The sequence below is a fragment of the Fluviispira sanaruensis genome, from assembly GCF_004295685.1.
GTDB classification, from domain to species: Bacteria; Bdellovibrionota_B; Oligoflexia; order Silvanigrellales; family Silvanigrellaceae; genus Silvanigrella; species Silvanigrella sanaruensis.
Map to the genome: position 1 here is coordinate 3411963 of NZ_AP019368.1, position 25837 is coordinate 3437799.

The 25837-nt window shown below is 33.3% G+C and carries 26 protein-coding genes; 13 read left to right on the forward strand and 13 right to left on the reverse strand.

Features of this window, described 5'->3' with window-relative positions; all coding sequences use genetic code 11:
- Positions 1-199: 199 nt before the first annotated feature.
- Positions 200-1336 (forward strand): glycosyltransferase family 87 protein, encoded by a 1137-nt coding sequence (locus EZS29_RS16385; protein WP_425460371.1) that lies wholly within the window; start codon positions 200-202, stop codon positions 1334-1336.
- A gap of 26 nt (positions 1337-1362) precedes the next feature.
- Here EZS29_RS16385 and EZS29_RS14530 read toward each other — a convergent pair whose 3' ends face one another.
- Positions 1363-1926, reverse strand: coding sequence for an inorganic diphosphatase (locus EZS29_RS14530; RefSeq protein ID WP_130612388.1), 564 nt, complete (start codon positions 1924-1926; stop codon positions 1363-1365).
- Positions 1927-2059: 133 nt separating this feature from the next.
- Here EZS29_RS14530 and EZS29_RS14535 point away from each other — a divergent pair, with 133 nt between their 5' ends.
- The 11 genes from EZS29_RS14535 (at position 2060) to EZS29_RS15775 (ending at position 11133) form a co-directional block, all read left to right on the forward strand.
- On the forward strand, positions 2060-2437 hold the full coding sequence (locus tag EZS29_RS14535; protein WP_130612391.1) for a translation initiation factor: 378 nt from the start codon (positions 2060-2062) through the stop codon (positions 2435-2437).
- 149 nt (positions 2438-2586) lie between these two features.
- Positions 2587-3660 carry an RICIN domain-containing protein gene (locus EZS29_RS14540; protein WP_130612394.1) on the forward strand — a complete coding sequence of 358 codons (1074 nt, stop codon included), beginning with the start codon at positions 2587-2589 and terminating at the stop codon, positions 3658-3660.
- 208 nt (positions 3661-3868) lie between these two features.
- Positions 3869-5053 (forward strand): nucleotide-binding protein, encoded by a 1185-nt coding sequence (locus tag EZS29_RS14545; RefSeq protein ID WP_130612397.1) that lies wholly within the window; start codon positions 3869-3871, stop codon positions 5051-5053.
- A gap of 5 nt (positions 5054-5058) precedes the next feature.
- Positions 5059-5769, forward strand: a complete 711-nt coding sequence (locus tag EZS29_RS14550) for a helix-turn-helix domain-containing protein (RefSeq protein WP_130612400.1) — start codon at positions 5059-5061, stop codon at positions 5767-5769.
- 37 nt (positions 5770-5806) lie between these two features.
- Positions 5807-6793: an RluA family pseudouridine synthase gene (locus EZS29_RS14555; protein ID WP_130612403.1), complete on the forward strand. Its 987-nt coding sequence runs from the start codon at positions 5807-5809 to the stop codon at positions 6791-6793.
- The gene (locus EZS29_RS14560; RefSeq protein WP_130612405.1) at positions 6790-7872 is read left to right on the forward strand and encodes a chorismate-binding protein; all 1083 of its coding nucleotides are present in this window, start codon (positions 6790-6792) and stop codon (positions 7870-7872) included. Before EZS29_RS14555 ends, EZS29_RS14560 begins: the two co-directional genes overlap by 4 nt.
- A 175-nt stretch (positions 7873-8047) precedes the next feature.
- Positions 8048-8350 carry a hypothetical protein gene (locus EZS29_RS14565; RefSeq protein ID WP_130612408.1) on the forward strand — a complete coding sequence of 101 codons (303 nt, stop codon included), beginning with the start codon at positions 8048-8050 and terminating at the stop codon, positions 8348-8350.
- A 160-nt stretch (positions 8351-8510) separates the two neighbouring features.
- Positions 8511-9689, forward strand: coding sequence for an ADP-forming succinate--CoA ligase subunit beta (gene sucC / locus EZS29_RS14570; RefSeq protein ID WP_130612411.1), 1179 nt, complete (start codon positions 8511-8513; stop codon positions 9687-9689).
- Positions 9690-9715: 26 nt separating this feature from the next.
- Positions 9716-10597: a succinate--CoA ligase subunit alpha gene (gene sucD / locus EZS29_RS14575; RefSeq protein WP_130612414.1), complete on the forward strand. Its 882-nt coding sequence runs from the start codon at positions 9716-9718 to the stop codon at positions 10595-10597.
- Positions 10598-10673: 76 nt separating this feature from the next.
- Positions 10674-10892 carry a hypothetical protein gene (locus EZS29_RS14580; RefSeq protein ID WP_130612417.1) on the forward strand — a complete coding sequence of 73 codons (219 nt, stop codon included), beginning with the start codon at positions 10674-10676 and terminating at the stop codon, positions 10890-10892.
- Positions 10893-10977: 85 nt separating this feature from the next.
- The gene (locus tag EZS29_RS15775) at positions 10978-11133 is read left to right on the forward strand and encodes a hypothetical protein (protein ID WP_172603979.1); all 156 of its coding nucleotides are present in this window, start codon (positions 10978-10980) and stop codon (positions 11131-11133) included.
- Between the two features lie 496 nt (positions 11134-11629).
- Here the strand turns inward: EZS29_RS15775 and EZS29_RS14585 are convergent, their stop codons facing one another.
- Both EZS29_RS14585 and EZS29_RS14590 read right to left on the reverse strand, forming a co-directional pair.
- Entirely contained in the window at positions 11630-12520 is an 891-nt protein-coding gene (locus EZS29_RS14585; protein WP_130612420.1) for a follicular epithelium yolk protein subunit, read from the reverse strand.
- 762 nt (positions 12521-13282) lie between these two features.
- Entirely contained in the window at positions 13283-14173 is an 891-nt protein-coding gene (locus EZS29_RS14590; RefSeq protein ID WP_130612423.1) for a glycosyltransferase, read from the reverse strand.
- 160 nt (positions 14174-14333) lie between these two features.
- Between EZS29_RS14590 and EZS29_RS14595 the strand changes: the two genes are divergently transcribed.
- A complete protein-coding gene (locus EZS29_RS14595) occupies positions 14334-15059 on the forward strand; it encodes a hypothetical protein (RefSeq protein ID WP_130612426.1) in 726 nt (241 codons plus the stop codon).
- A 15-nt stretch (positions 15060-15074) separates the two neighbouring features.
- On the opposite strand, the gene EZS29_RS14600 is transcribed toward EZS29_RS14595, so the two are convergent.
- The 10 genes from EZS29_RS14600 to EZS29_RS14645 all read right to left on the reverse strand — a co-directional run bounded on the left by EZS29_RS14600 (position 15075) and on the right by EZS29_RS14645 (position 25780).
- Positions 15075-15539 carry a cytochrome C oxidase subunit IV family protein gene (locus EZS29_RS14600; RefSeq protein ID WP_130612429.1) on the reverse strand — a complete coding sequence of 155 codons (465 nt, stop codon included), beginning with the start codon at positions 15537-15539 and terminating at the stop codon, positions 15075-15077.
- Positions 15540-15559: 20 nt separating this feature from the next.
- Positions 15560-16225 (reverse strand): cytochrome c oxidase subunit 3 family protein, encoded by a 666-nt coding sequence (locus EZS29_RS14605; RefSeq protein WP_130612432.1) that lies wholly within the window; start codon positions 16223-16225, stop codon positions 15560-15562.
- A 3-nt stretch (positions 16226-16228) separates the two neighbouring features.
- The gene (locus tag EZS29_RS14610) at positions 16229-17884 is read right to left on the reverse strand and encodes a cbb3-type cytochrome c oxidase subunit I (protein WP_130612936.1); all 1656 of its coding nucleotides are present in this window, start codon (positions 17882-17884) and stop codon (positions 16229-16231) included.
- Positions 17885-17962: 78 nt separating this feature from the next.
- On the reverse strand, positions 17963-18949 hold the full coding sequence (gene coxB / locus EZS29_RS14615; protein ID WP_130612435.1) for a cytochrome c oxidase subunit II: 987 nt from the start codon (positions 18947-18949) through the stop codon (positions 17963-17965).
- Between the two features lie 12 nt (positions 18950-18961).
- Positions 18962-19828, reverse strand: coding sequence for an SCO family protein (locus tag EZS29_RS14620; protein WP_130612438.1), 867 nt, complete (start codon positions 19826-19828; stop codon positions 18962-18964).
- Between the two features lie 15 nt (positions 19829-19843).
- Positions 19844-20197, reverse strand: a complete 354-nt coding sequence (locus tag EZS29_RS14625) for a hypothetical protein (protein WP_130612441.1) — start codon at positions 20195-20197, stop codon at positions 19844-19846.
- An 11-nt stretch (positions 20198-20208) separates the two neighbouring features.
- Positions 20209-21423 (reverse strand): quinol:cytochrome C oxidoreductase, encoded by a 1215-nt coding sequence (locus EZS29_RS14630; protein ID WP_130612443.1) that lies wholly within the window; start codon positions 21421-21423, stop codon positions 20209-20211.
- Positions 21420-22088: a c-type cytochrome gene (locus EZS29_RS14635; RefSeq protein ID WP_130612446.1), complete on the reverse strand. Its 669-nt coding sequence runs from the start codon at positions 22086-22088 to the stop codon at positions 21420-21422. The genes EZS29_RS14630 and EZS29_RS14635 overlap by 4 nt, the downstream gene beginning before the upstream one ends.
- Before the next feature lie 4 nt (positions 22089-22092).
- Complete coding sequence (locus EZS29_RS14640; protein WP_130612449.1) at positions 22093-22632, reverse strand: DUF3341 domain-containing protein; 540 nt, start codon at positions 22630-22632, stop codon at positions 22093-22095.
- A 31-nt stretch (positions 22633-22663) separates the two neighbouring features.
- Positions 22664-25780: a TAT-variant-translocated molybdopterin oxidoreductase gene (locus EZS29_RS14645; protein ID WP_130612452.1), complete on the reverse strand. Its 3117-nt coding sequence runs from the start codon at positions 25778-25780 to the stop codon at positions 22664-22666.
- Between the last annotated feature and the right edge of the window lie 57 nt (positions 25781-25837).

The window sequence follows — 25837 nt, forward strand, 5'->3', positions numbered from 1 at the left end:
TTATTGATATGTTTGATAGATATCCATTATTTGAGGAATCTTTTAATTTATGATTAAATTTGAGCTAATTGATATTAAGGCTGAAACATTCTTGAAAAGTTTTTTTGCCCTTCTATTTTCTCTTGTGGTTATTCGATTTTTCCAAGATAGACTTACACTTTCCGATTTGAAAGTATATTATGGCGCCTCCCGCGCTCTGATGGGTTGGAGCATCGATCCAAACATTTTTGGTCATTATTTTGAGCAAACAAAAGATCCCAATCCTTATCATGCCTATTTTGGTGTCACCAGTGGTATTTATAAATACGCGCCATTTTCATTATTATTATTTCTTATTTTTTCTATATTCCCTTGGAATATTCTATTATTTCTTTACCCTTTATTAAATATGTTAGCCTTTTATGCTTTCTTCAAAATTTTAAAAACTTTAATAATTGAAAATTTTTATTCAAATAATCTTATCGACCTGAAGAAATTAAATATTGCATTTATCCTTTGCTTTATACTACAATCTCATAATATTTACAGAGAAATATTTATGGGAAATATAAATATATTTTTAATGCTTTCATGCGTATTTTTTTTAAAATTATTTCTTAACAATAAATTTCTTCTATCTTCAATTATTTTATCATTGATAATTCTAATTAAACCTCATTTTGTATTTATTATCCCGTTACTCTTCATATTTAGATATTTCAACTTGATTTTTTATACTGGAGTCGTTTCATTTCTCATTTTTTTCTCTGTTTACCCTATTTTTGGGATAGAAAAATCTATTGCACTTATTTCTAGTTGGCTCAATACAATCAATGTCCACAATAATTTTTCTTGGTATTTAGAAAATCCGCTCAATTTTCAATATATTATATGGAAGATTTTAAAAATATTCTTATTCAATTTAAACACCAGACAATTAACAGCTTATACTTATTCTGTTATTATAATGAGTCATTTAATTATATTTACATACATATTATTAAAGAGAAAACAGTTTAATAATTTTTTATTTATGAAAGTCTATTTTGTAATATTAGCTATAATCCCGTTTGTTTTTTTAGTTGACACCAATCAACTAATTTATACTATCCCGTTAATAGTTATATTAATATACAATTACATGCTAAACGCAAAGAGCCCCAATAAAATTCTTTCACATATTTCTATTTGGTTATTTGCTTTACTCTTTATTTTTACTATTATGACTCAACAGATACCAAGGGATTGGTTACCATTAAATTTTTTCGTAGGAATATCTTACATAACATTATTTGTATATAGCTATTCTATAAAACATATTTTAAATATTTTGCATAGGCTGACAAGCAATAGCTAGCTTTCTTGAAGATGATAAACTTAAAATTAGTTTTTAAGTTTATCTTTATTTTTGTTATAAAGTTCAATACTTTCTAAAACAACTTTTTCAGCTTCTGCTTTACTATACCAGCCAGAGACTTCCACTTTTTTGTTATCAAGTAGTTTATATGTCTTAAAAAATTGTTCTATTTCTCTAAGCATATGCGGATTCGATTTTTGAATTTCTTCTATATCTGACACGTGTTTGTATTGAGGATCATCTGCATGCACTGCTAAAATTTTATCGTCTGTTTCTCCACCATCAATCATTTTCATAACACCTATGACTTTTGCGTTCATCATGCACATAGGTTGGGCAGGATCTTGGCCAATAACCATGATGTCAAGCGCATCGCCGTCATCGCAATATGTTTGGGGTATAAAACCATAATTAATGGGATAAAACATAGGACTCGACATAACACGATCAAGCAATAATAATCCAGATTCTTTATCTATTTCATACTTATTTTTGGATCCACGGGGAATTTCTATAATTGCTGTTACAACTGATGGAACTTTTTTACCAATACTCACCGCATGCCATGGATGCCAAGGATTCGCTGCCATAAGATAAACTCCTCAAAAAAATAGTTTAAAAATCCCTTTCACATTGCAAAAGCAAGGGATAAAGAAGACTTTCTGTTGTACATGCTGATTGCCCATTTGTGAAGAAAAATTTGGGCACGACTTGGAGGGGATCATGACAGCTAAAAAACGGGCAAAACCAATTAAACTCGAGTGGAGTGGGGGGCTTTCTTCAATTGAGAGCGAAATCCCTGTCAGCTTAAAAGGTAAAAACCAAAAATCTGAAAGCAAAATTGCTGCTAAAATCACTGGAAAAGCAGATATTAGGCGAGAAAGCAAAGGAAGAGCGGGCAAACCTGTGGCAATTGTCTGCAAATTTTCAGATGAAGAAGCGAAAAATCCGGAAAGTTTAAAAATGCTTTGCTCCGAATTAAAAAATTCGCTTGCATGTGGTGGCACTGTAGAAGATGACGAAATTATTTTAACTCTGCGTGATTTTGAAAAAATAAAAATTATTCTCGAAAAATTTGGAATAATAGCGAGAATAGTTTGATCTAAAAACAAATTAACTAATATTAATCTCAATAAAATAAATATAAATATACAATTAAATAAAAATTGCTCTTTCAGTATTTATACGTTATATTAAGCTTTGCTATTATTTTTTCCTACCTAAGTGCAAATAAGCAAGAATGTCCTGAAATGCAGACTTATAAAGATGATTTTATCCCTCAATATGAGTCTATTGAAATTCCAAAAAAATTTTTAGAGAATAAAACATTTAATTTATATATTACGCATCAAAATAAAGATTACTGCTTAAAATTAAATGATAATTATATTTATCTAAGTGAAGGCTGTAAAGTTTCGCCTAAATGGAATTATACTAATTTAGGACAGATTATTACAAAAATCAATGATGGGAGAGAAGAACAATTTTATTGTATGTCAATCGATCCAGCTCAAACAGATTTTGGACAAAATATTTTACTTTCTCCTTGTGATTTAAACAATACAGGCCAGTTTTGGCAACTCAAACAATCTACTTTAAATAACGGAATGTCATTTGTTAATTTCAATAATGTTTATTTAAAAGCAAAAAAAAGATACTTATATATTTACCCAAAAAGAAATGAAAAAATCGAAGAAATTATTACTATCAAAAATCATCCCGATCTTGAAGAAAATAAAACGGAACCTCTCATTCAATTTTCTATAGATAATGATAAAAATGAAGGAAACTTTCGTATTTTTCCCTCTAAACAAGGATATGCAATTATTGATAAACGCCGCTATGCTGATTCAGATTATATGACTTATTATAACGCCCATAATAATATGCTGTTTACAAATCAACATAAGAATTTTATCAAACCACAACTTTGTTATATGTCATCTCTGTTAAAAAAAAGAGGTTCATCTTGGGGTTGGGTATGGAGCGAACACTGCTCAAATGTTGATGAAACAAAAAAAGAATATAAATGGTATATTAATTTTAAGTCTGAAGGAAAATATTTTATAACCGACAATGCTGGTCATTTATTAAGAAAACATAACGTTAATAAATATGTGTACACAGCTTACAAGTATTGGACGGATGGTTACGATGTATTTACCCAATATTTTATTTTGCCAGCTTATCTAGAAAAATTTGCTAAGAGTTTTTCAACAGTTGCAATTGATAAAGAAAAAAGTTATTTAAAAGCATTTAAAGTTATAAAAAACGATTTTGAAGAAAAATATCTGAAATGCATGTATTTAGAAATTTGTATTTGATATAAATTATATATCTCTTATTTTTAATTTCAGCATACTATTGATATAAAATAATTTTTAATCTAAATTTTATAAATAATCAAATAAGATTAAGCGATATTTTTTATTTTTTTGACAAAGCCCTCACACTGCAAAAAATTTCTCCTATGTTTTTAAATAATCTGACGATAATAAAGGAGATATAAAATTTTATTCAAGGTGATTAGATATGTTAAAAACGGTTTCTAAAGGAATATTTAAACCGAATAGCAAGGAAGCCATTAACTTCACTGAAAAAATAATACGCGCATACTATAATGGGCAAAATATTGAAGATAGAGACGATCCAAGCAATAATATAACAGAACAAAATATATCTATCATTGAGCAAAACTTCTCTTCTAAAGAAGAAAAAAAACAAAATAATCACACTGCAGAATCCCAAGAAAAACAATACTCATCTCAGAATAACAATGGGCCACAAATTATATCAATAGGTGGCGGTAAGGGTGGTATAGGTAAAAGCTTTCTTTCAGCTAATATTTGTGTCCGTTTGGCTTCTTTAGGTTACAAAGTTTCCGTCGTTGACCTCGATCTCGGAGCGGCAAACTTACACACATGTCTGGGAGTACCAACTCCGCGTTCAGGAATCGCAGATTTTATCCATGGCACTGTCTCTACACTTGAAGAAACAGGTATTTCATGCTGCTTTCCAAACCTCATTTTATATGGAGGTGGACAAGAATTTTGGCAACAGATCAAACCGCAAAGCGCGCAAAAAATAAAACTTATTTCAAAACTCCAAGAACTTGATGCTGATTTTGTTTTTCTTGATTTAGGTGCTGGAACACATGTTCACACGCTCGATTTCTTTATTTTCTCCCACGGCGGTATTTTAGTCGTAGCTCCAGAACCGACCAGCATTGAAAATGCTTATGTTTTTATGAAAAGCATTTTGTATCGAAAGATACAGAGTATTTGCAAGGCATTTGATATAGATGCTAACACTGAAAAAGAATTGTTAACTAAAATATCGAACCCACGGAGTTCAGAAACACCATTTTCACAGCTCATTACATTTTCACAAAAAAATACTGATATTGGTAGACAAATTAAAGAAATGATACAAGAGACAAATATTGGAATTATAATGAATCAAGTCCGAACAAAAGAAGATCGCGATCTGGGCGAGTCTATGGCACTCATTTGCAATCGCTATTTTGGTTTTAGCGCACAATTTTTAGGATCAACCCGATATGATGATGCTGTTTGGAAATCAGTGCGTATAAGAAGACCTTTGATCTTAGATTATCCTCTGTCAGCAATCGCATCAAATATAAATCAAATTACTGATAAAATTATTAAAAAATTCATTCAAAATGATGAAAAAGAAAGCATAAATAGAGCTGGATAATTAATATGAACACAGCTAATAAAAAAAGAAGTCCTTTTGAAATTCTAGGTCTGAGCGAAAATAATATTTCACTCCGCAAAATACATGTTGCTTATGCAAATTTAAAGAAACAAGTAGAAACTTCCTCTGCTAAAGATATTACCCATGAAGATCTTGAATTTGCCTTCCAAGAACTTGTAAATTTTACTGAAAGACAAAATCCGAATGACAATGAAGAAGAGGTCATATCTGCTCATTTATTACCAAATATGAAAACAAAAAGAAAATCTGTAAGAGACGATGCAAACATTATATATATTAGAAAAGATATACCTAAAAAACAAAAAGAAATTGAAATTATAAATCGTCCGATTGATAGTCTTATGGACATGAAAGTCTCTGTTAAAAAGTCTCGAGCTATATTTGCAGAAAATCCTGACCATATGAAAAGAATTGAAGAAATAATCTCTGAAACAGAAGAGATAACTGGGAATTTACTAAAACGTCTCAGAGAAGTACTGGGAGTTCCAATTGACGAAGTTGCAAATCGAATAAAAGTAAGTAAATCTTATCTCGAAGCAATAGAAAATGATTCTTTCTCAAGCTTACCTGCAGAAGTTTATGTAAAAGGATTTTTCAATTCGTATTTAAACTATCTCGGTCTTGACAGAAAGGACATTGTTGAAGCATTAACAGAAGTCTATAGAATGCGGAGAAGGCTGACAAAAAGAAAATAAGCAGTCAGCTCATTTGTACACAGGTTTATTTTAAATCATGAATAATACAATAGAAATAACTGTTCCTGACAATCTCCAAAATGAACGTCTTGATGTTATACTCTCTCGACTGATAGATGTTATTCCAAGCAGATCGTTTGCAGCCAAATTAATAGCAAATAAACAAGTTCTTGTTGATGATAAATATGTTAAATCGTCATACAAACTAAAAGAATTACAAAAAATATCAATTGATCTCAGTTTTCTCGAGACAGTTAACTCTGAACCCATTGGTGAAAAAATAGATCTCGATATTATTTTTGAAGACAACGATTTAATTATTATAAATAAACCTGCAGGAATGGTAGTCCATCCAGGAGCAGGCGTGCACTCAGGTACACTCGTAAATGCTATTTTAGCTCATTGTGGAGTGACTTTACCTTCCCTTGGCCTCCCATCACGGGCAGGCATAGTTCATCGACTTGACCGCGATACAAGCGGTGTTATGGTCGTTGCAAAATCACAAATTGCTTTAACAAATTTATCTAAACAATTTGCCGATCATTCTCAAACTCGTATTTATCATACTTTAATTTATGGAAACATTCTTCCTGTCAGTGGTAAAATAGAAACTTGGCATGGGCGAGATCCTAAAAATCGAATTAAATATGCTGTTCAACCAGAAGGAAAAGGGAAAAAAGCAATACTATCATACAATAAACTAAAGACTTTTTTAGATGAAAAAATTTCTTTAGTCGCATGCCAATTGTATACGGGTAGAACTCATCAAATTCGTGTTCAATTAAGCAATTTAGGCCACAGTATATTAGGAGATGCTTTATACACAAATAACGCCAATGAATTAAATTCTAACAAAGAACTTAAAGCGCTCATAAATAAAAATGCTCAAAGACAAATGCTTCATGCAGTCCATTTGGGTTTTAAACATCCTGTTACGAATGTAGATATGTCTTTTCAATCTCCATACCCCCAAGATTTTAATAATTTATTATTATTGCTGGAGGCGAAAGGAAAAAAGTTTTGAATGATATTTTATTAAATCAGTTTTTAAATTGTGGATTCTTTATTGGTGACTTGAATGAAGATAAAATGTGGTTTATGACTTCATCAATTCGCCAATTAAAAAATCAAGAAGAAAATTTATTTCCTTTTTTTTACTTGAATAATTTTTTTTCAAATAAAAAAAATCCATTTTATAAAGGTCTTAATTTTCAAGAAATGTCCATTTCAGATTTTCAAAAAATAATTGATAATAATTCCAGTAAAAAACCAAATATTAAATGGAAATCAGCAAATAAAGATTTTTATTTAAAACAGTACTCAGAGTTAAAGAAGGAAATTTCTTTGAAAATTCTTAAAAAAGGCGTTCCTTACTCTTTTCAAGAAGGCTCATGCAAATTAAGCAAAGAAAATAAACTTTATTTGTTAAAAAATATTTTGAAAAACAGAAAGAAAAATTCTTCCTATATTTATGGATATTGGAATAAATCTGAGGGTGTAATTGGCACAACACCAGAACTTCTATTTATACAAAAAAACAATAATATTCAAACTATAGCTTTAGCTGGCACAGTTCCAAATGAAAAAAATGTTGATAAAAATAATTTTATAAATGATCCAAAAATGCAAAATGAACATGCATATGTTATTGAAGGAATGAAACAAACACTTGAAAAATTCGGTGACTTTTCTTTTGGTAAAACTCACTTACTTGAGCTACCTAAACTTATCCACTTAAAAACTGATATAAATATTAAAATATCGGAGAATATAGATTTTGATTACGAGTCATTTTTAAAAGAATTACATCCTACTGCTGCATTAGGTATTCTACCAAAAAACTCTAAAAGCAATTGGCTCAATTCATTCGAATCGTCCAAAATTAATAGAGGATACTTTGCGGCTTCTTTTGGCGTTGTCCTAAACAAAAATAATTCTATATTTATTGCCACGATAAGAGGTATGCAATGGCAAAACAATACACTCAAAGTAAGTGCAGGCGGCGGGGTTATACAGGAAAGTATTTTTGCCGATGAATGGAATGAAATCAACACTAAAATCAATTCTATAAAAGACAATTTAGGACTTCATTCCACAATTTAAGCTTTTATTTTTGTTTAAAATCAAGAGTTACAAATACATATAACACTCGAATACTTCATATCTAAATTTTACACCCTTATTTACAAGTACTTACAAAAAACACGTGGATTTAAGTCATATTTTTATGCAAACTCTCCTAAGAGAGTTTTATTTTTTCGAAATTTTGAGGATTATTTTGAATAAGAAAAATAATTTCAAAAAATTACATTCAGATGAGTTACATCAAGCCCTGCAAAAAAGAAATGATTATTTTGATGCTCTCCCTCCTGAAAAAAAAGAAATAGCACTTAAATTTCAAGGATTCATCGACAGTGAACTTAAAAAAGCTGGAAATCAAAATAATCGAATCACGATTTTACATACTTTATTAATGAATTATATGAATGAGCTTGGATTTGAATCCAAATCTCTTGCAAAAGTCCTGCAAGAACTTAATAAGAATATTAAAGACATCACAAAAAATGGATCCTTAAAATAATTATTCTTTAAATCAGATAAATCAAGCTTTAGCATGAGGAACCCCTTTCACTCTCTTTAAAATAAATGTAAAGTCACACTTTGTTGAGACAATTGCCCCTTTGGCAAATAGGGTTTGATTGCCCTTTTTATTAAATGGATTTTAAAATTTGGAGAGTTTCATGAATATTCATGAGTATCAGGCAAAAGAGCTACTTTCTCGCTTTGGCCTAAGTATCCCACGCGGCAAACTCGCATGCACACCCACAGAAGCTGAATGGGCAGCCCGTAAACTTGGCTGCGGAAAAGATGGAAAAATTGCTGTCGTAAAAGCACAAGTTCATTCTGGTGGCCGCGGTAAAGCAGGTGGCGTTAAATTAGTGAAAAGCCCCGAAGAAGCTAAAGTCGTAGCAGAAAAAATGATTGGCATGAACCTTGTCACCAATCAAACTGGCCCTCAAGGCAAAAAAGTTCATAAACTTCTTGTTGCTGAAGGATGTGATATCGAAAAAGAATATTATTTTGCTCTCGTAGTCAATCGTGAGACAGCAACAATAGGGGTGATGGCTTCTACAGAAGGCGGCATGGATATTGAAGAAGTTGCTGAAAAACACCCAGAAAAAATAGTAACAGCAAGTATCGACCCAACTATTGGCTTACAAGAGTTTACGATCCGTAAATTAAGCATTGCATTAGGTTTTGGTTTGGGAACTCCACTCGCAAAAGATTTTGCAAAAACATTGCGTGGACTCGTAAATGCATTTGTTGCTTATAATTGCGATATGCTCGAAATTAACCCTCTTGTTTTAACAAAGCAAAATACAATTGCTGTGCTTGATTGCAAAATGAGTTTTGATGAAAATGCTCTCTTTCGCCATCCAGAAATCTCGGATCTTCGCGATTACGAAGAAGATGATATTAAAGAACTTGAAGCTTCAAAATATGGCTTAAGCTATGTCTCCCTTGAAGGAAATATTGGTTGCTTAGTTAACGGCGCAGGCCTTGCTATGGCGACCATGGATATTATTAAGCAAACAGGAGGAGAACCTGCAAACTTCCTCGACGTTGGAGGAGGAGCAAATCAAGAGACCGTGACTCAAGCATTCCGCATTATTTTACGTGATAAAGCTGTAAAAGGCATATTTGTAAATATTTTTGGTGGCATCATGAAATGTGATGTTATTGCAAACGGAATTGTTGCTGCTGCAAAAGAACTTGGCTTAAGAGTTCCATTAGTCGTTCGTCTCGAAGGAACCAACGTGGAAATTGGTAAGAGAATTCTAAATGACTCTGGACTGAATATTTTAAGCGCTTCTTCGATGAGCGATGGCGCAAATAAAATTGTTCAAGCGGTTAGATAACAAGAGCTTAAAAAAGGACTAAAATCATGTCAATTCTCGTTGGGAAAAATACAAAACTAATTTGCCAAGGTATTTCTGGGAGCGCTGGGAAATTTCACTCTGAAAAATGTGCAGAGTACGGCACAAATCTCGTTGGAGGCGTTGTTCCTGGTAAAGGCGGCTCATCTATTCTTGATCGTCCTGTGTTTAACACTGTAGAAGAAGCAATTAAAAAAACCGGTGCTAACGCATCGATGATTTTTGTTCCACCCCCTTATGCAGCGGACTCCATTCTCGAAGCAATCGATGCTGGTATTGAACTAGTAGTTGCAATTACAGAAGGAATTCCAGTGCTTGATATGCTTCGAGTTAAAAAAGCACTGATGAGCTCTGGTGGAAAAACCCGCCTGATCGGACCGAATTGCCCAGGAGTTATCACTCCAAGCGACAAGTGCAAAATCGGAATTATGCCTGGCCACATTCACCTTCCAGGTCGTGTCGGGATTATTAGTAAGTCAGGAACACTAACATACGAAGCAGTGGGGCAAACATCTGCTCTCGGTATAGGCCAATCAACCTGCGTTGGCATTGGCGGAGATCCTATCAATGGAACAAGTTTCATTGATGTTCTCGAAATGTTCCAAAAAGATCCCGACACCGATGCCGTGATTATGATCGGTGAAATCGGTGGTAATCTCGAAATAGAAGCTTCTGAGTGGATTAAGCGCAATATGAAAAAACCTGTCGTTGGCTTTATTGCTGGTCAAACAGCTCCAAAGGGCAAGCGCATGGGTCATGCGGGCGCTATCATCAGTGGCGGAAAAGGCACTGCTGAAGAGAAAATCGAAGCTATGAAAGCGTGCGGACTACATGTTGCCATGAGTCCTGCAGATATGGGAATCACTCTTAAAAAAGCTTTAAGAATGTAATTCTTATATTTCACACTAAAAAACCTCTCAATTTAATGAGAGGTTTTTTTATTTATACTATCTGTTAAATAAATATATGTCTATATCTGTAATTATATTAGCAGGAACATCTTTCGCCTTATCTAACGTAACAACTCAAGGGAATACACAACATATCATTGATGAAGCTGAAAAAATAAATTTTAAAGTCGCAAATTCAGACGAACTCACAACGGCTTGTGGCAAAATTGGAGTGACTGTTGTTTTGCAACCAGGAGTAACAGTAACCACTGTTCTCAGTGCAGGTAGTTTATGAAGCTTCATTGGGAGCAAACATTGCACTGAACTATGATCCCCCTTTTAATAAGCACCATTTTTACGTATTAAAAACTGCAGAAATTATGAAAGCAGCAAATATTCCAAATAATATAGAAATAAGTGAAAATATTGAAATTGGTTATTATTCAGACTCAGTTATTACTGTTTTTAATCGAACAGTGCAAAAAATCCAACCACTCAAAGAAATAGACGCTAAAGTAGCTCTGTCTGTATACTGAGTCTATAATTATTTTAAATGCGCTGCACATAAGAACCCTCTGCAATTTTTATTGTACAGAAGAGACAAAAAACTCATCTTCAGAAATTCCAGATTGGCTTTCTTCAGATTATGATTCAATATATAAAATAAATATTGTGAAAAGTAACTATTCATATAAAATATCATTTACGAAAGAAGCAGAGAACCTAGACGGACTCAGTGAGATGTGTCCCAATTAAAAAATTTAATTCTTAACAAGCAAATCCAAGCCACAATCGGTGTATGGAATATTTTTTTCTTCTACTTCTTTTAACAAAGATACTTGCTTTAACTCGGATCATTTTAATGGATATTAAAGAGAAATAAATACTTGTAGTATTGAAGAGCTGCTCCAAAGCGGTAGAGCAAATAATCAATTAATTTAAATCAAATTGCAAGCTTCATTTTTTAGAAAAAGTTTTTTAAACTTGTAAGACGTTTCAGTTTAATTATTCTGTCTAAGCACTTCCTAATTTTTAGGCATTATTAATTGGTTCTGAAACAAATTCAGAACATATTGAAGGTTTGTTAGAAAAGAATGAATTCGTTATTTTTCCTTCTGCATCTATAATATCAATTTGTGAATTAGAATAATAATCGATATCTATTTCTTCTGTAATATCTACACTTCGTGGAGATCCTGCTCTTTCTATAACATCATTAATTGATGATGCATAATAATGATGTCCATTATACGTATTTGAATAATCAAACACAGTTTCACCAATTAAAGTTGCTGTATAAACAATTCTAATTTTCATTGTTCCTTTGCTAGAAATTAAATTTGCTTGAACAGATACTCCGGGGTTTAAAGTAACAGAGAACCCAGAAGTGGACCCAATTGTTTCTGTTTGACTATTTGAACCTCCTTGACCCCAATTATAAGAATAGCCAAAAGTTGTTTCTTCTTCAATTCCTAGTCCCAAAAATGTTGCTTTACATTTAACTTTTTCATTAAAAGATACGGAGTTTGAAGATGACCAAGTACTAGTAACTGTATTTGTTATTTGAGAAGAAATTGACGCATTACAAACTGCAGTTACACTGCTATTATTTCTAAATGTTTGTGTTTTTATAATAGAAGGTTTAGATGATAATTCAAGTATTTCTGTGCTTTTTGCATTTAAAATAACAGTTACTTCTGACCAATTGTATTTATTGTATAACTCAGTTTGATTTTTTGTCAAATAAGCATAATCTGGATTTTTTCCCATAAGTTTGCCAATAGCTTCTTTAAGTAAACTATCTGTTCCAAAACCAAAAGAATTTCTCTCAGCAGATGTAATGACATATTTTTCGAAACCTTCAACATTCACTTTAGAGTCTGCAATTGTGTTTCCAGCCTTGATATTAACTGAAATAGTCATTATAGTTATCCTTTATCCATAAATTATTAAAATTCAACAATTTTTCGCATTTTTAATAAATTAATTTATTAACAAATAAACTCTAAAAAGAATTTTCCCAAATGAATTAGCTTACCAATTCATTATTAATAAGTGTTACTTCATTTATTTTTTTATCTCAACTTATTTTTTATATTTTTCAAAATTGTAAAAAATAATATCATATTTTAAAAACAATCAATTCGGGCTCTAAGTGCTAATCACCGAAATTTCAGAAGCCTTAATCTTTATGAATTATTAGCTTTGTTTACGCTGAGGCAGATTTTTTACTCTCTGGTAGACATCGTAAATCAAGTTTATTAATATACAAATTCAAGCCGAAATAATTGGAGTAATTTAAAAAAATTTTTCTATTTATAACGCACAAACCAAAATCTAGCAACTTTTTTTTTTAAAGTAAGTCTTTATCAGGTTTTCTTTTTTAAAATATATCTTTTGGCTATCCAAGGCAAAACCATTGCATTTATTTGTTGGCAAGAACTTCATTTGTTACTAAGTTGATAAGATCCCGCTCAAATTCTGCGAATAATGAAAATAGGGAAATAATAAATTCCTCTATATTTTAAGCCAACGGCTATATTCTGTTAAAGTTTAGCTTTCTTCTAATTATGATTCAAAATATAAAATAAATATTGTGAAAAGTACCTATTCATATAAAATATCATTTAACAAAGAATCGGAGAACCTAGATGGACTTAGTGAGACTTGTTCCAATTAAAAAATTTAATTCTTAACAAGCAAATCCAAGCCACAATCGGTGTATGGAATTTTTTTCTCTTCAACTTCTTTTAAAAGAGCTTCATTTAAAATTTGTTTAGAACCTTGTTCTCTTTTTGCATGAAAAATATGATATTGTATTGCACGATGGCACAAAGAACGAACTCTAACGCCAGTTAAACGCAAGCGATATTCGAGATCACTTTCTTCTCCTCCATAGGATTGAAACTTCATATTAAAGCCATTTATTTCTTCAATATCTTTTTTATAACAAGAAAAATTGCAACCAACAATTCCTCTTTTTTTTCTATTAAAATAGTTAAATAAAGAATCATTCTTAAAATAAATAGTTTTAAATCCATTGCCATCTTTAAAAAAGGATAAATAAACAAATAACCACCAAGTGATTTTTTCTAAATATTTGTCTAAAATTTTCTGCGCAGAGAGTTTTTGCGAGATTGATTTTGTCAATTCTGCTCTTCTGCCAGCAAGAGCTACTTTAGGCTCAGCAAAATTAAGATGATCTTCTAAGAATTTATGATGCAAAATACAATCTGCATCGATAAATACAAGGTAATCACCTTTAGAATGATAGATACCTTTATTTAAAACTTCAGACTTTCGAAATCCCTTGTCTTCTTGCCAAAGATAGGTTGTGGCGAAAGGAGCTTGAGTTAGGAGCTTTTGAATTTGACTGGAATTCTCAGGATTTGAACCATCATCACAAACAACAACTTCAAATTGCTTACGTTCGAGAGACTGATTGATAAGACTATAATAGGTCAGTTCCAGAAATTTAAAATTATTATAACAAGTAACAATCAAAGAAACTTTCGGCTTTGTCTCTAAGCTGCTCTCATTTTGCCAAATCGAATAAGGTATTTGTATAAAGTCCATAAGTCCCAATTAAAATCAATATAATAAAGATCAGAAAGAACAATGCAATCCAAATAAAATTATCTAATATTTTATTTCAGATTGCAAATATAAATTTTATTTTATAGCCTCGCGCTGCTGCCATTTCGGTGGAATTACAACCGACAAATACAGGATTTATATGAATAATTTCAATATTTTAATTAAAATATCTCTCGCTTTTTCTTTATTACAAAATATACCCGCGTTGAGTTATCCCTCAATAAAAAGTATAGCCGCCCCCTGTTTTGGGATCAGCTGCATTGAGAGCGATTCGTTTGAAAACTACGTGGTATTGACACAATCTAAACCACAGACGAACGATGATGATTCTTTTTTTGTTTATGATCTATCTAGCAATAATCCAATTCAATTTAGTTATGATGTTTTATATCTACTTTTCCAAGAAAATAATTATAAAAATATTCATAATGCCGAGATTTCGGAGTTACTTGAAAAGAGATTAAAAATAATAAACTCAGAAGATCTAAAAATGAGTGATCTCTTTATGAATCTTGTCATCGTATCTGAAATGACTCATAAAGAAATCCTCCAAGCTCCCCTCGCTGTCACATTATCTTCACCGTATGAAGAAAATCAGTTTAAGTTAAATGAGTTAAAAAATATTAATAGAATCCTCGCAATTCTTAAAACTTATTTAACTATGACAATTATTTATGATATATTTGGTATAGATAATACTTCTTACGAGAGCTTATCTAGAGATAATAAATTTGAAGTTTTAGAGAATCATAATAAATTGAAGAATTTATTCACTGCATTTATTCTTGAAAGAAGCGAAGAAAATAAAATAAAAATTTATAAATTTTTAAGAAAAATCAGAAAAAAGCAAGCTGAAAAAAACTAAAATAAGTCGCATTTATCAATGCGACCCTTCACTTTTCTTTTCTATTTTAGGACCACCTGGCGCATAATTTCCATTTTGATCAACGCCTCTCATCATCTTAACACCTTCAGTTGCAGTAAAGAAATCTCTACCTCTAATCTCTCCGAGTGTAATGCCAAAAAACAGAAGCATAAACAATATAGCCGAGCCAAAAATAAACGAATAAAACTTATCTTCATGGATAAGTTCCATATAAAAGACAGACACTAATATTGTTTGAATCACGGCAATAAATATTAATAGCGAAATAATCCAAATGGATGGTATGGGCAGCATTGAAATGCCAATATTCATAAATATCATCATTAATAGAACAATGAATATACCTATATATAGACGAACAGGCAAAAGACCATGCTCATTATTTTTTGAATGTTCATGATGACTAGCAGAATTGTCGGCATTTAACTGATTGTTACTATTTTTTGATGTCTTCAACATAATTTTGCTCTCCCAAACTGTTACTTTGCGAGATAAAGGAGTGGATATAGGAATATCCAAACAATATCGACAAGGTGCCAGAATAAACTTGTATTTTCTAACGAAACATAATTTTCGGAGCTAAACTCTCCACGATTCGCGCGTACAAGCATCCATGTCATAAGGCCAAGACCGACAACAATATGCAAACCGTGCATACCTGTCATAACGTAATAAAGACCAAAAAATATGTGTGCCAATGGGTTTTGTATATCTGCATGGGCGACTGGACTGAAGAATTTTCCAGGATAATATCCTTCATGAAAGTGCATTCCCCACTCAGACATTTTAATGACCAAAAACAAAAAGCCGCAGATCATTGTCGCAATAAGAAATTTCACTGTTCCCGCTTTGTTATTTGAACGAGCGGAACGCACACACAAACTCATCGTTAAAGAACTGACAAGGAGAATAACACTGTTGACACCACCCAGTCGCCAGTCCATAGAGGACTGACCTTGGGCTACCATATCAGGATACATAAAGCGCATAAAACCATATGCACAAAATAGACCTGAGAAGAATAACAATTCCTGCGCCATAAAAATCCACATGCCAAGCTTGCCGGCAGCTGTTTGCTGACTCATGGATTTAAAATGATGCGCTAAATATTTAGGGTGTTCACCTTCGTGGCTATGCAAAGACATAGATCAATGACCTCCCGACGAATGAGCTGGTTTGACTATTTCATCAAAATCATATGGCCCATGCGTTGATATCGGTTGCTTTTCAAAATTATGTTCAATAGGAACGACAGCTGTATCAGTCCAATCAATTGACTTTGCTTTCCATGGATTTGAGCTAGTTTCATTTTTCCCGAAGAAAATAGAATGAAGCCAAATAAAAAGTACCATGAATAAACCAATAGAAAGAACAAAGGAACCAATGGTAGAAAGCAAATGGAAATTATAATATTCTGGTAAATAATCATAATATCGACGAGGCATACCTCGTGTTCCCATCACAAATTGAGGGAAAAATGTTAAATTGAATCCTAAAAATACAACGACTGCACTGATTCTTCCCCACACTTCACTGTATTTTTTACCAGTAATTTTTGGCCACCAGTGAAAAATTGCACCGATCCAAGCAATTAAAGTACCACCCATCATCACATAGTGAAAATGCGCAACAACAAAATAAGTATTATGTAAGTGAACATCTGTCGAAATTGCACCTAAGAATATTCCTGTTAAGCCGCCAATTAAGAATAAAAACAAAAAGACGAGAGCATAACACATTGGAGTCGTAAATGAGATTGACCCCTTATAAAGAGTTGCAACCCAGCTAAAGACTTTAATGGCAGTTGGAACCGCAACGGCATAGGTTAAGAATGAAAAGAACACAGTCGCAAAAGCAGATTGACCACTTGTGAACATATGATGTCCCCAAACAAAGAAGCCAATTACAGCAATACCAATACTTGAAATTGCAACTGCTTTATAACCAAAAATACTTTTTCGTGAATGTGTCGTAATAAGTTCACTGATTACACCGAAGCCAGGAAGGATCATGATATAAACAGCAGGGTGTGAATAAAACCAGAAGAAGTTTTGAAATAAAATAGGATCTCCACCTAAACTCGAATCAAAAATTCCGATCCCTAACAAGCGCTCCATAGCTACCAAGACTAAAGTAACAGCTAGCACTGGCGTTGCTAATACTTGAATAACGCTTGTAGCATAGATAGCCCATACAAATAATGGCATTTTGACCCAAGTCATACCTGGTGCACGCATTTTATGAACTGTTACGATAAAGTTAAGACCAGTTAATATTGATGAAAATCCTAAGATAAACGCACCAAAAACTGCAGCAACAACGGATGTAGACGTTTCAGTACTGTAAGGTGTATAAAATGTCCAACCTGTGTCCAGTCCGCCAAATGCTATTGTGTACACAAGAAAAATTGCACCTACAATATAAATATGAAAACTCATTAAATTTAATTTTGGGAAGGCAACATCCTTAGCACCAATCATAAGTGGGAGTAAAAAGTTTCCTAAAGTAGCAGGTATCGAAGGAATAATTACGAGAAACACCATAATTGAACCATGAAAAGTAAAAGCTTCATTATAGTGATCGGCACTTATCATATATGAGTTTGCAGTTGCATTAACAATTCTTTCTTGCATTAATTCAGCACGTAAAAGGATTGCAAAAAATCCTCCTACTAAAAAGAAAACTGATATTGCGACAAAATACATAACGCCAATACGTTTGTGATCCACCGTAAACAACCAGGATAAAAATCCTTTTTTTGCATTCAAATAATTTGAACCTGTATCATGATGCGATGCAAGCATTTCCGCAAACAATACGGGTTTTCCCATATCTCGTTTTTCCATAAGCAAAACTCCTAAATATCCAAAAAATCTTATTCGTTATTTTTTCAGTGATTTAATATATTCAACCAGAGCATTCATTTCTTTTTCATCTAATTGCCCTTGATAAGAAGGCATCACTGGAGGATAACCAACAACAACCCGAACATTCGGATCAACGATAGATTCACGAATATAATTATCATCAAATTTTATAGTTTCTTTCTTACCATTTTTGTTAGTTACAGATTTATTTTCACCGTAAGCACCAAAAAGTGGGGGCCCGACCATTTTTGTGCTATCTGGAGTTACACTGTGACAAGATGCACATGCACCTTTTCCAGAGAAGATTTTTTTACCCAGTTCTTCTGGCGAAAGACCGGCACCTTGCGCTGCTATCATAGCTTTATTGTATTCTTCTTCCGAAACCACTTTCACATAGCGAACCATTTGTGAGTGTTTTGTTCCGCAATACTGTGTACATAAAATAGGATAACTTCCTTCTTTTTCAGCTTTAAACCAGACAACTGTGTATTGATTTGGTAACACATCGCGGTTTATACGAAAGTCAGGAATATAAAAACCGTGTATAACGTCTGCAGAAGACATAGTTAATCTTACAGGGGTATTAATTGGAACAATTAAATCTGAAGTTTCTGCTCCCGTTTTTTGATCCGTAAATAACCAGTCCCATTTTCTGCCAGTTACCTTAACTTCCAAAGCGCCTTGAGGGACAACATTCAATTTAATCCAATCGAAAAAGCCCCAAACGAAGATTACAATAAAAAGCAAACCTGGAATGACACTCCAAATTATTTCGAGCTTGGTATTTCCATGAATATTTGCAGTGCTTTCACCTTCTTTCCGTTTGCGATATTTCCATGCAAAAAATACCATGAATCCAACAACAAGCACGAAGAAAAGTACAGATAAACTGTAAATAAAATAGAACAACGCATCTTGTCCACTTGTCATTGGCGAAGCATTTTGTGGCAACCAGAATGATCCTTGCCATGGTGTTGTTTCAGCCTTTACTATTTCTGACACGTTTCACACTCCCTAAATTGCCTTGCGCTTATCACGCCAAAAAAAGAATCCTAAAATAAGAAATAAACAAAACACTGTTATTGAAGCCCCAATGCGAAGCATTCCCACAGCAAATGCATCATATTTCCCAGATGTTGGGTTATAATGAAAGCATGTCAAGAGCACCTGATCCGTCGGGGAACCAATTTTATTCAAAGAAGCATCCATTAAAGAAAACTTAATATCACGTACTTTATAAGTTATACCATAAAGATACCTTGATATTTTTCCTTCCGGACTGATGATAAATATGGCAGCAGCATGGGCGAATTCCTTACTTGCTGTGTCATATTTATAGTAAAAACCAACTTCATCTGTTAATTTTTTTATACTCTCATCCGCGCCAACATAAAACTGCCAATCGGCGTTTTTTTGTTCGGTAAGAGATAAATAATGATTTTGCTGTTCTTTTGCTAATTGCGGGGTATCTGTTGGGTCAAAACTAACAGTTGCAATTTTAAAATCTTTTCCAATTTTCCAGCCCATTTCTTTCAAAGTATTTGCAAAATTTACTAATTGCAAAGAACAAAGAGAAGTGCAGCGATAATAATTGAGAGTTAAAATAAGCGGTTTGCCGTCTGCGAGCATGTCAGAAAGCTTTGTTACTTTACCACTTGAGTCCATAAATGTATTATTGAGATCAATAGAACTTCCAAGTTTTTCTGTAATTGTAACACCCTGCATAACAGTTGGCACTTTATTTAGTGGCAAGCCCGAACCTGTCGAGGGGCCTTTTGCATTTGGGAAAGGATTTCTTTCGTCAAATGCAAATATTTCTTTACTCAAAATTGAGCAAAGAAATATTAAAAGGATTTTAATACTAACAATATAAGACTTCAAAACAATAACTCCTGACTAATTACTATTTTGTTCTTGCACAAATTTCTTCATCGCTTGTGATATAGGAATTTGATAGTAACCATCATCTAATTTTTTATATGTCGATAAAATGGCTTCTTGTTGTTTCATAAATTCAATTCTATGCGGATCGGCCATTCCCGTTTCAACTTCTTTTTCACGAGATTCTGTTGCTTTCCAAAGAACAGTGGAAGCCGCAATAGCAACGAGCAAAAGAAATAGAAAAGATAATACAACTATTACAGTTGTAACTAACACGGGTGGACGATCGGGTTCATCTTCAGGTTCTGATCCTGAAGAATGATGCTCAGACGATAAGTTTTTTTGAAGCCCTTTGATAAATTTTAACATCTCAATCCACCTTACACATTTTCATAAGTCATTGATTCTGGAAGACGAGGATCTTTAATAGGAACAAGAGCCTTTCTTCGAGTCACTGCAGCAAATAATGCAACAAAAAGACCACCAATTCCTAAAAAACAGAATATATCTATTAAACCGAATTGAGGACCTTCTTCAAATCCCGTTGGCACAATCAACCAGTAAAGATCGAGGAAGTGCATAAACAACATCCACGCTGCTACAATCAAAATAAGAGTACGTGAACGCTTAGCCCTTCTTGCCATCAAAAATAAAAATGGAACTATAAAATGACCGACACAAAGTAACACAAATACATAAAACCAACCATGGTTTTCACGTATTCCATACCATGCTGTTTCTTCCGGTATGTTACCATACCAAATGAGGAGATACTGACAAAAAGCTGCATATGCCCAAAAACATGTGTGCCCAAAAAGAAGTTTGCCCATATCATGATAGTGTTCAACTGTAATAACATCTTTTAAAATTTGCACATTGTGCATTATTCTTGTTGCTATTATTAGAACAGCAAAAAATACCATGTAACAACTTGCAAAGAAATAAAGTCCAAAAATTGTTGAATACCAGTGAGGATCTAAGGACATAATCCAATCGAATGCAGCAAAAGTAACAGAAAATCCTAGAACAATCAAAAATGGATAACTCGCATTTTGCAATTTATAAGTAATTTCATGATTGCCAGTTTCATCTTGTTGTGCTGAATATTTGGAAAAATATACTGCTGCCCAAGTAAATACAATCATATAAAAAACGGAGCGCACATAAAAAAAAGGAATATTTAAATACCATTGCTTAGATTGGATAATTTTATCTGATAATGCCTCATGACCTAGCCAATGATGAAATAAAGTATGAGACCCAATAACCATGACAATAAGTAACACAAAAAATAAAGGCATTGTCATGCTTATATTTTCAGCTAATCTCCTAACAACAACACTCCATCCAGCCTTGGTCGCAAATTGTATTAAAACAAAAAATACAGCTCCAATTGCAATGCTTAAAAAGAAAAGCCACCAAACATGAAAAGAAAAGAAAAAATAGGTTGAATTGGAACGCCCAAGCATAAATGCAATTAAAAGTGACGTTAATCCAATAGCAGTCCCAGTAAGAGGTAATTTTGAAAAAAAATGTTCTTGGGGTAAACGAGCATTTTCCTTTGTTAACGTAACTTTAGTGTGGCTGCCACTCATTTTTTATTACTCCAACCATTTTTAGCTTTTATATCCGAAGGTATATCTTCTAAACTTGCACGTCTTGTTAATTGTAATGCACGAACATATGCGACAACAGCCCATTTGTCTTCCACACTCAATTGCGAAGCAAATCCAGGCATATTCCAATTGTTGACTCCATTATGAATGGCATCATAAATTTTACCTACAGGTAAGGCAAGCCGCTCTTTATCATGCAAATTGGAAGGACGGATAGAACCTCCCGCTCTTTGTGTAACAAGTCCATTAGAGTCACCTGCATAATCATGACATGGTGTACAAAATACATTATAAGATATTTGTCCCTGTTTCATAACTTTATCATTAATTTCAATAGGTATTTTTTTAACCCAAATAGGATTTTGCTCCGTTGATTCAGGTTCTTTACCTTGATATAGACGAATGTTTGTTTTATCTTTACCAAATTCTACTGTTTCTAAAATTTGTGGACGATATGCTCGACCATCTTTATAATTTTCATTTTGTGATTGAGGCCCATAAGAAGTTTGCTCAACCATATTTTGGATCGGAATTATAGGTGGTTCTTTACTTCTTTGTCCACGACAGCCAATTAAAACGAGAGACAAAAAAGCCGCTCCTAAAATGGGTGACATTGTTTTTATTTTACATTTAATCTGTGCCATATTTTTACTGCTCCACAAGTTCCACTTGAGTTGCGCCTAATTCTTTTAAGAATTCCACAGTTTTTACTGGATGGAATTTTGGATCAGTTGCTTCAATGGAAATAAAAAAACTGTCATCCGTTACTCTTTTAAAAGCTTCTGAGCGAAATAAAGAATGGTACCATTGCGGCAGTTTATTTAATGCAAGCATACCTACTAAACAAGCAATAGCAGCAGATAAAACTGCGCATTCAAATCCAGGCAAAAAATAACCTAATAGACCTAAGAAAGGTTTACCCGCAATAACCATTTTATAATCTACACCATTCATCCACATCCAAAGTAAAAATCCACCGATTCCAAAAATTGCAGATGTCCCACCCACAATCCAAGAAAGTTTACTTTGAGGTAGTCCCATAGCTTTATCTAAACCATGTATAGGAAAAGGAGAATGAGCGTCCCATTTTATAAAACCTCTTTCTCGCACTTTTTCACAAGCATGATAAATTTCTGGAACAGTATTAAACTGAGCAAGTGCTCCGTATATCAATTTATTTGAACTCATATATCCTCCACCTTCATAATGCTTTTTATTTTTAACTTAATTCAGGATTAGCATTACGAAGTTTTGCGAGATAAGTCGTCCTTGGTTTAGTATTTAATTCACCAAGAAGCGCATAATTTCGACTTTGTTCTTTTAATTTAGATATTGCTGTTGAAGGATCTGCAACATCACCAAAAACAATTGCATTTGTTGGACACACGTTTTGACACGCAGTTGTTACTTCTCCATCAGGAATAATTCCATCATTATTCTTTTTGAATTTTGAACGCGCTTTATTTATTTTTTGAACACAATAAGTACATTTCTCCATAACACCGCGGAAACGAACTGTTACGTTAGGATTCTTTTGCATTGCATAGAGAGGATTGCGCTCATCATCTATTTTACTATAATTGAAGAAATTATAGCGACGCACTTTATAAGGACAGTTGTTAGCGCAATAGCGTGTTCCAACGCATCTATTATATGCCATATCATTCAAACCATCTGGACTGTGCACTGTTGCAGCAACAGGACACACAGCTTCACAAGGTGCATTTTCACATTGCTGACAGTTCATAGGTTGATAGACTGTTCTCACTTCAGGATCATCTACGTTACCTGTAAAGTAACGATCCAAACGGATCCATGACATTTCTCTGTTTTTAAAGACTTCTTCTTTTCCAACCACAGAAATATTATTTTCGGATTGACACGCAACAGAGCACGCATTGCAACCAATACAGGTATTTAAATCAATAGTCATACCCCATTGTTGGCGCGCCCACTTTCTTTGTGCAGGGTCTTTTGGAAACTTAAATAAATTATTTTTTTGTTCTTCAATCGGTAAGAGTTCATATTCAAGAACAAATTCTGGATTGGCTTTAAATTCTTTTAGAGTTGTTTCTCTCACTGCTGGAGGGCGATCTTCCAAAAGACCTGGAGTACCACTCATTGCTCCATGCTCTTGCGTTGAAACAAGTGGATACTTCTGTCCTATTTTTTCAACTTTTGCGCCTGAGCCATACCATGAGTCAGATGTGCGGATGAGATTTGCATTAAATCCACAATCCTTAGCAACTTTTCCAACTTTCCGACCATAGCCTAATTGTAGAATACCGGTGAAATCAGCAACTCCTGGAACTTCCCAAACAGCGACATCGAAGCTTCTGCTACGATAGGTGATCCGCACAAGATCTACTTCAGATTTGCCAGGTTTTGGTCTTGCTTTTAAACCCATGGCTTTAGCAGTTTTTGGACTGATAAGAAGCGCATTATCCCAGACAAGTTTATGCACAGGGTCTGGTAATTCTTGCATCCATGCGTTATTAGAGTAACAACCATCATAAACTGTTCTGTCTAAATAAAATTCAATATCAATTGATTTTTCATTAGGTTCTTCAGTACGAATGGATTTTGCATAATCCGTTGAAAATTGAGAATAAGAATAATTTGTCGACGATATAATTTCTTTTTTGATTTCAGAAATAAAACCATTGCTTAAAGAGTGTCGCCAAATATTTTCAAAACCAGCTGGATTACCTAATTTTCTTTGCCAATATTGTTTGACGTAATTATAGCCAGAAATTTTATGATCAAGATGTATTAAATAATTCACAAAGGAATATTCATCGCAGCAATCATCAAAAAGTGGTAAAATTAAGGGTTGTCTTATACCCACAGTTCCATCAGTTGAACGAGCGTCGCCCCATGACTCAAGGAAATGAGTTTTCGGAATATAATGTGAACAAAGATTTGCAGTTTCATCAGGACTAAATCCTAAATAAAAACTATTTTTTATCTTTGCAATGAGTTCTGAAAATTTTAAATCCGATGCCAACGAATAAGCTGGATTGCCATCAATAATTATTATATTGTGTAAATTATTCGCTTCAACAGCAGCTTTTAAGTTAGAAAATGATGAATTATTTTTAACTTTACTCGTATCATTAACTAAACTAACAGTTTTGCCGATCGCACTTAAAGAAACATTTATTGCAAAACCTAATGAATGCATCCAAGCAGGTTGACGATCACCTACAATAACAAGACTTCCACCTCTGTTATTATAAAGATCTTTAGCACATGCCTTAATCCATTTTTTGAGTCCATCAGAAAAATCAAATTTATTTTCAAAATATTTGCTAATTTCTGCTGGAAAATGAGTTCCTAAAACTGAAAGCTCTGAGGCTAATGCTATTAAAAATTCACCAATCTTACCACTTCTTAAAGTATAGCGATGATCGGAAGCGGTACCAGTGATACTAAAATGCGACTCGACACAGTATAATCTATTCATAGTTGAATTTGCATTGAGTACTTTCCTTTTTTCAGAAAATTCTCTTGCATTTTTTACGCTGTCGCCTTCGTTCCCCATAAAGTCTGAATCAACAGCTAATATTACATTTGCATTGAGAAAATCATAGGAAACATCCGCGGAAGTATTTGCTACTTGAGTCAATCCTAATTTTCTATTTTTTGAATAATTAGTATCTTGCTCAATTACAATTGCTTTGGCATATTTCAGTTTGAATTCTTCAATTAACGCAGCATACGATGGCGATGAGTTTGCAGAATAAAGTAACGCAAGATTCTCACCATTATTTTTATGCGCGTGGTTTAGCACAGAAGAAAGTTCTTTAAAGAAATCTACTTTGTTTGCTACTTTTCCTGATATTTTGCACTTTTGACCCCGATCAGGATCGTACATATTTAAAATTTCTGCTTGAGCATAGGAATTTGAGGAACCGATTTTACTTCCAGATATTGGATTGCTAGTAATATGTTTAGAATTACCATCAATTTTTGTAGGTCTGCCATCAGTACTTGTCACTAATAAACCGAGAACTCCTCCACCAATTTGTGCAGAAGTGGCAAAGTTTTTTGGCACACCAGGAAGTGTGTCTTCAGGTCTATTATTTTCTGGATAAACGTGCTCTTTAGGCCTTCTAATACAGCCTGTAGAAGTGACTCCAGCTAAAGCAAGTGATGCACCAATAATTCCTAAGAATTTTCTTCTATGAACGCCTGGGCGCATTTCGAGTTCGCTGGCACCGTGAGGAAATTCACGCTGAAGTTTAGATATAAATTCAGGTGATTGTTCTAAATCCTCAATGCTGCGCCAATGTGTTTGTTTTTTTTGTTCATCATTGGAATTGAACTGTGTCATGTTGCAAACTTTCCAATCAAAATTTGTTACTTTACGAATGCTCAAAAAAGCATTCGA

Coding starts and splice junctions, on each gene's coding strand:
- EZS29_RS16385 (WP_425460371.1), top strand. CDS start 200: ATGGGTTGGAGCATCGATCCAAACATTTTTGGTCATTATTTTGAGCAA.
- EZS29_RS14530 (WP_130612388.1), bottom strand. CDS start 1,926: ATGGCAGCGAATCCTTGGCATCCATGGCATGCGGTGAGTATTGGTAAA.
- EZS29_RS14535 (WP_130612391.1), top strand. CDS start 2,060: ATGACAGCTAAAAAACGGGCAAAACCAATTAAACTCGAGTGGAGTGGG.
- EZS29_RS14540 (WP_130612394.1), top strand. CDS start 2,587: ATGCAGACTTATAAAGATGATTTTATCCCTCAATATGAGTCTATTGAA.
- EZS29_RS14545 (WP_130612397.1), top strand. CDS start 3,869: ATGTTAAAAACGGTTTCTAAAGGAATATTTAAACCGAATAGCAAGGAA.
- EZS29_RS14550 (WP_130612400.1), top strand. CDS start 5,059: ATGAACACAGCTAATAAAAAAAGAAGTCCTTTTGAAATTCTAGGTCTG.
- EZS29_RS14555 (WP_130612403.1), top strand. CDS start 5,807: ATGAATAATACAATAGAAATAACTGTTCCTGACAATCTCCAAAATGAA.
- sucC (WP_130612411.1), top strand. CDS start 8,511: ATGAATATTCATGAGTATCAGGCAAAAGAGCTACTTTCTCGCTTTGGC.
- sucD (WP_130612414.1), top strand. CDS start 9,716: ATGTCAATTCTCGTTGGGAAAAATACAAAACTAATTTGCCAAGGTATT.
- EZS29_RS14580 (WP_130612417.1), top strand. CDS start 10,674: ATGTCTATATCTGTAATTATATTAGCAGGAACATCTTTCGCCTTATCT.
- EZS29_RS15775 (WP_172603979.1), top strand. CDS start 10,978: ATGAAAGCAGCAAATATTCCAAATAATATAGAAATAAGTGAAAATATT.
- EZS29_RS14585 (WP_130612420.1), bottom strand. CDS start 12,520: ATGACTATTTCAGTTAATATCAAGGCTGGAAACACAATTGCAGACTCT.
- EZS29_RS14590 (WP_130612423.1), bottom strand. CDS start 14,173: ATGGACTTTATACAAATACCTTATTCGATTTGGCAAAATGAGAGCAGC.
- EZS29_RS14595 (WP_130612426.1), top strand. CDS start 14,334: ATGAATAATTTCAATATTTTAATTAAAATATCTCTCGCTTTTTCTTTA.
- EZS29_RS14600 (WP_130612429.1), bottom strand. CDS start 15,539: ATGTTGAAGACATCAAAAAATAGTAACAATCAGTTAAATGCCGACAAT.
- EZS29_RS14605 (WP_130612432.1), bottom strand. CDS start 16,225: ATGTCTTTGCATAGCCACGAAGGTGAACACCCTAAATATTTAGCGCAT.
- EZS29_RS14610 (WP_130612936.1), bottom strand. CDS start 17,884: ATGCTTGCATCGCATCATGATACAGGTTCAAATTATTTGAATGCAAAA.
- EZS29_RS14625 (WP_130612441.1), bottom strand. CDS start 20,197: ATGTTAAAATTTATCAAAGGGCTTCAAAAAAACTTATCGTCTGAGCAT.
- EZS29_RS14630 (WP_130612443.1), bottom strand. CDS start 21,423: ATGAGTGGCAGCCACACTAAAGTTACGTTAACAAAGGAAAATGCTCGT.
- EZS29_RS14635 (WP_130612446.1), bottom strand. CDS start 22,088: ATGGCACAGATTAAATGTAAAATAAAAACAATGTCACCCATTTTAGGA.
- EZS29_RS14640 (WP_130612449.1), bottom strand. CDS start 22,632: ATGAGTTCAAATAAATTGATATACGGAGCACTTGCTCAGTTTAATACT.
- EZS29_RS14645 (WP_130612452.1), bottom strand. CDS start 25,780: ATGACACAGTTCAATTCCAATGATGAACAAAAAAAACAAACACATTGG.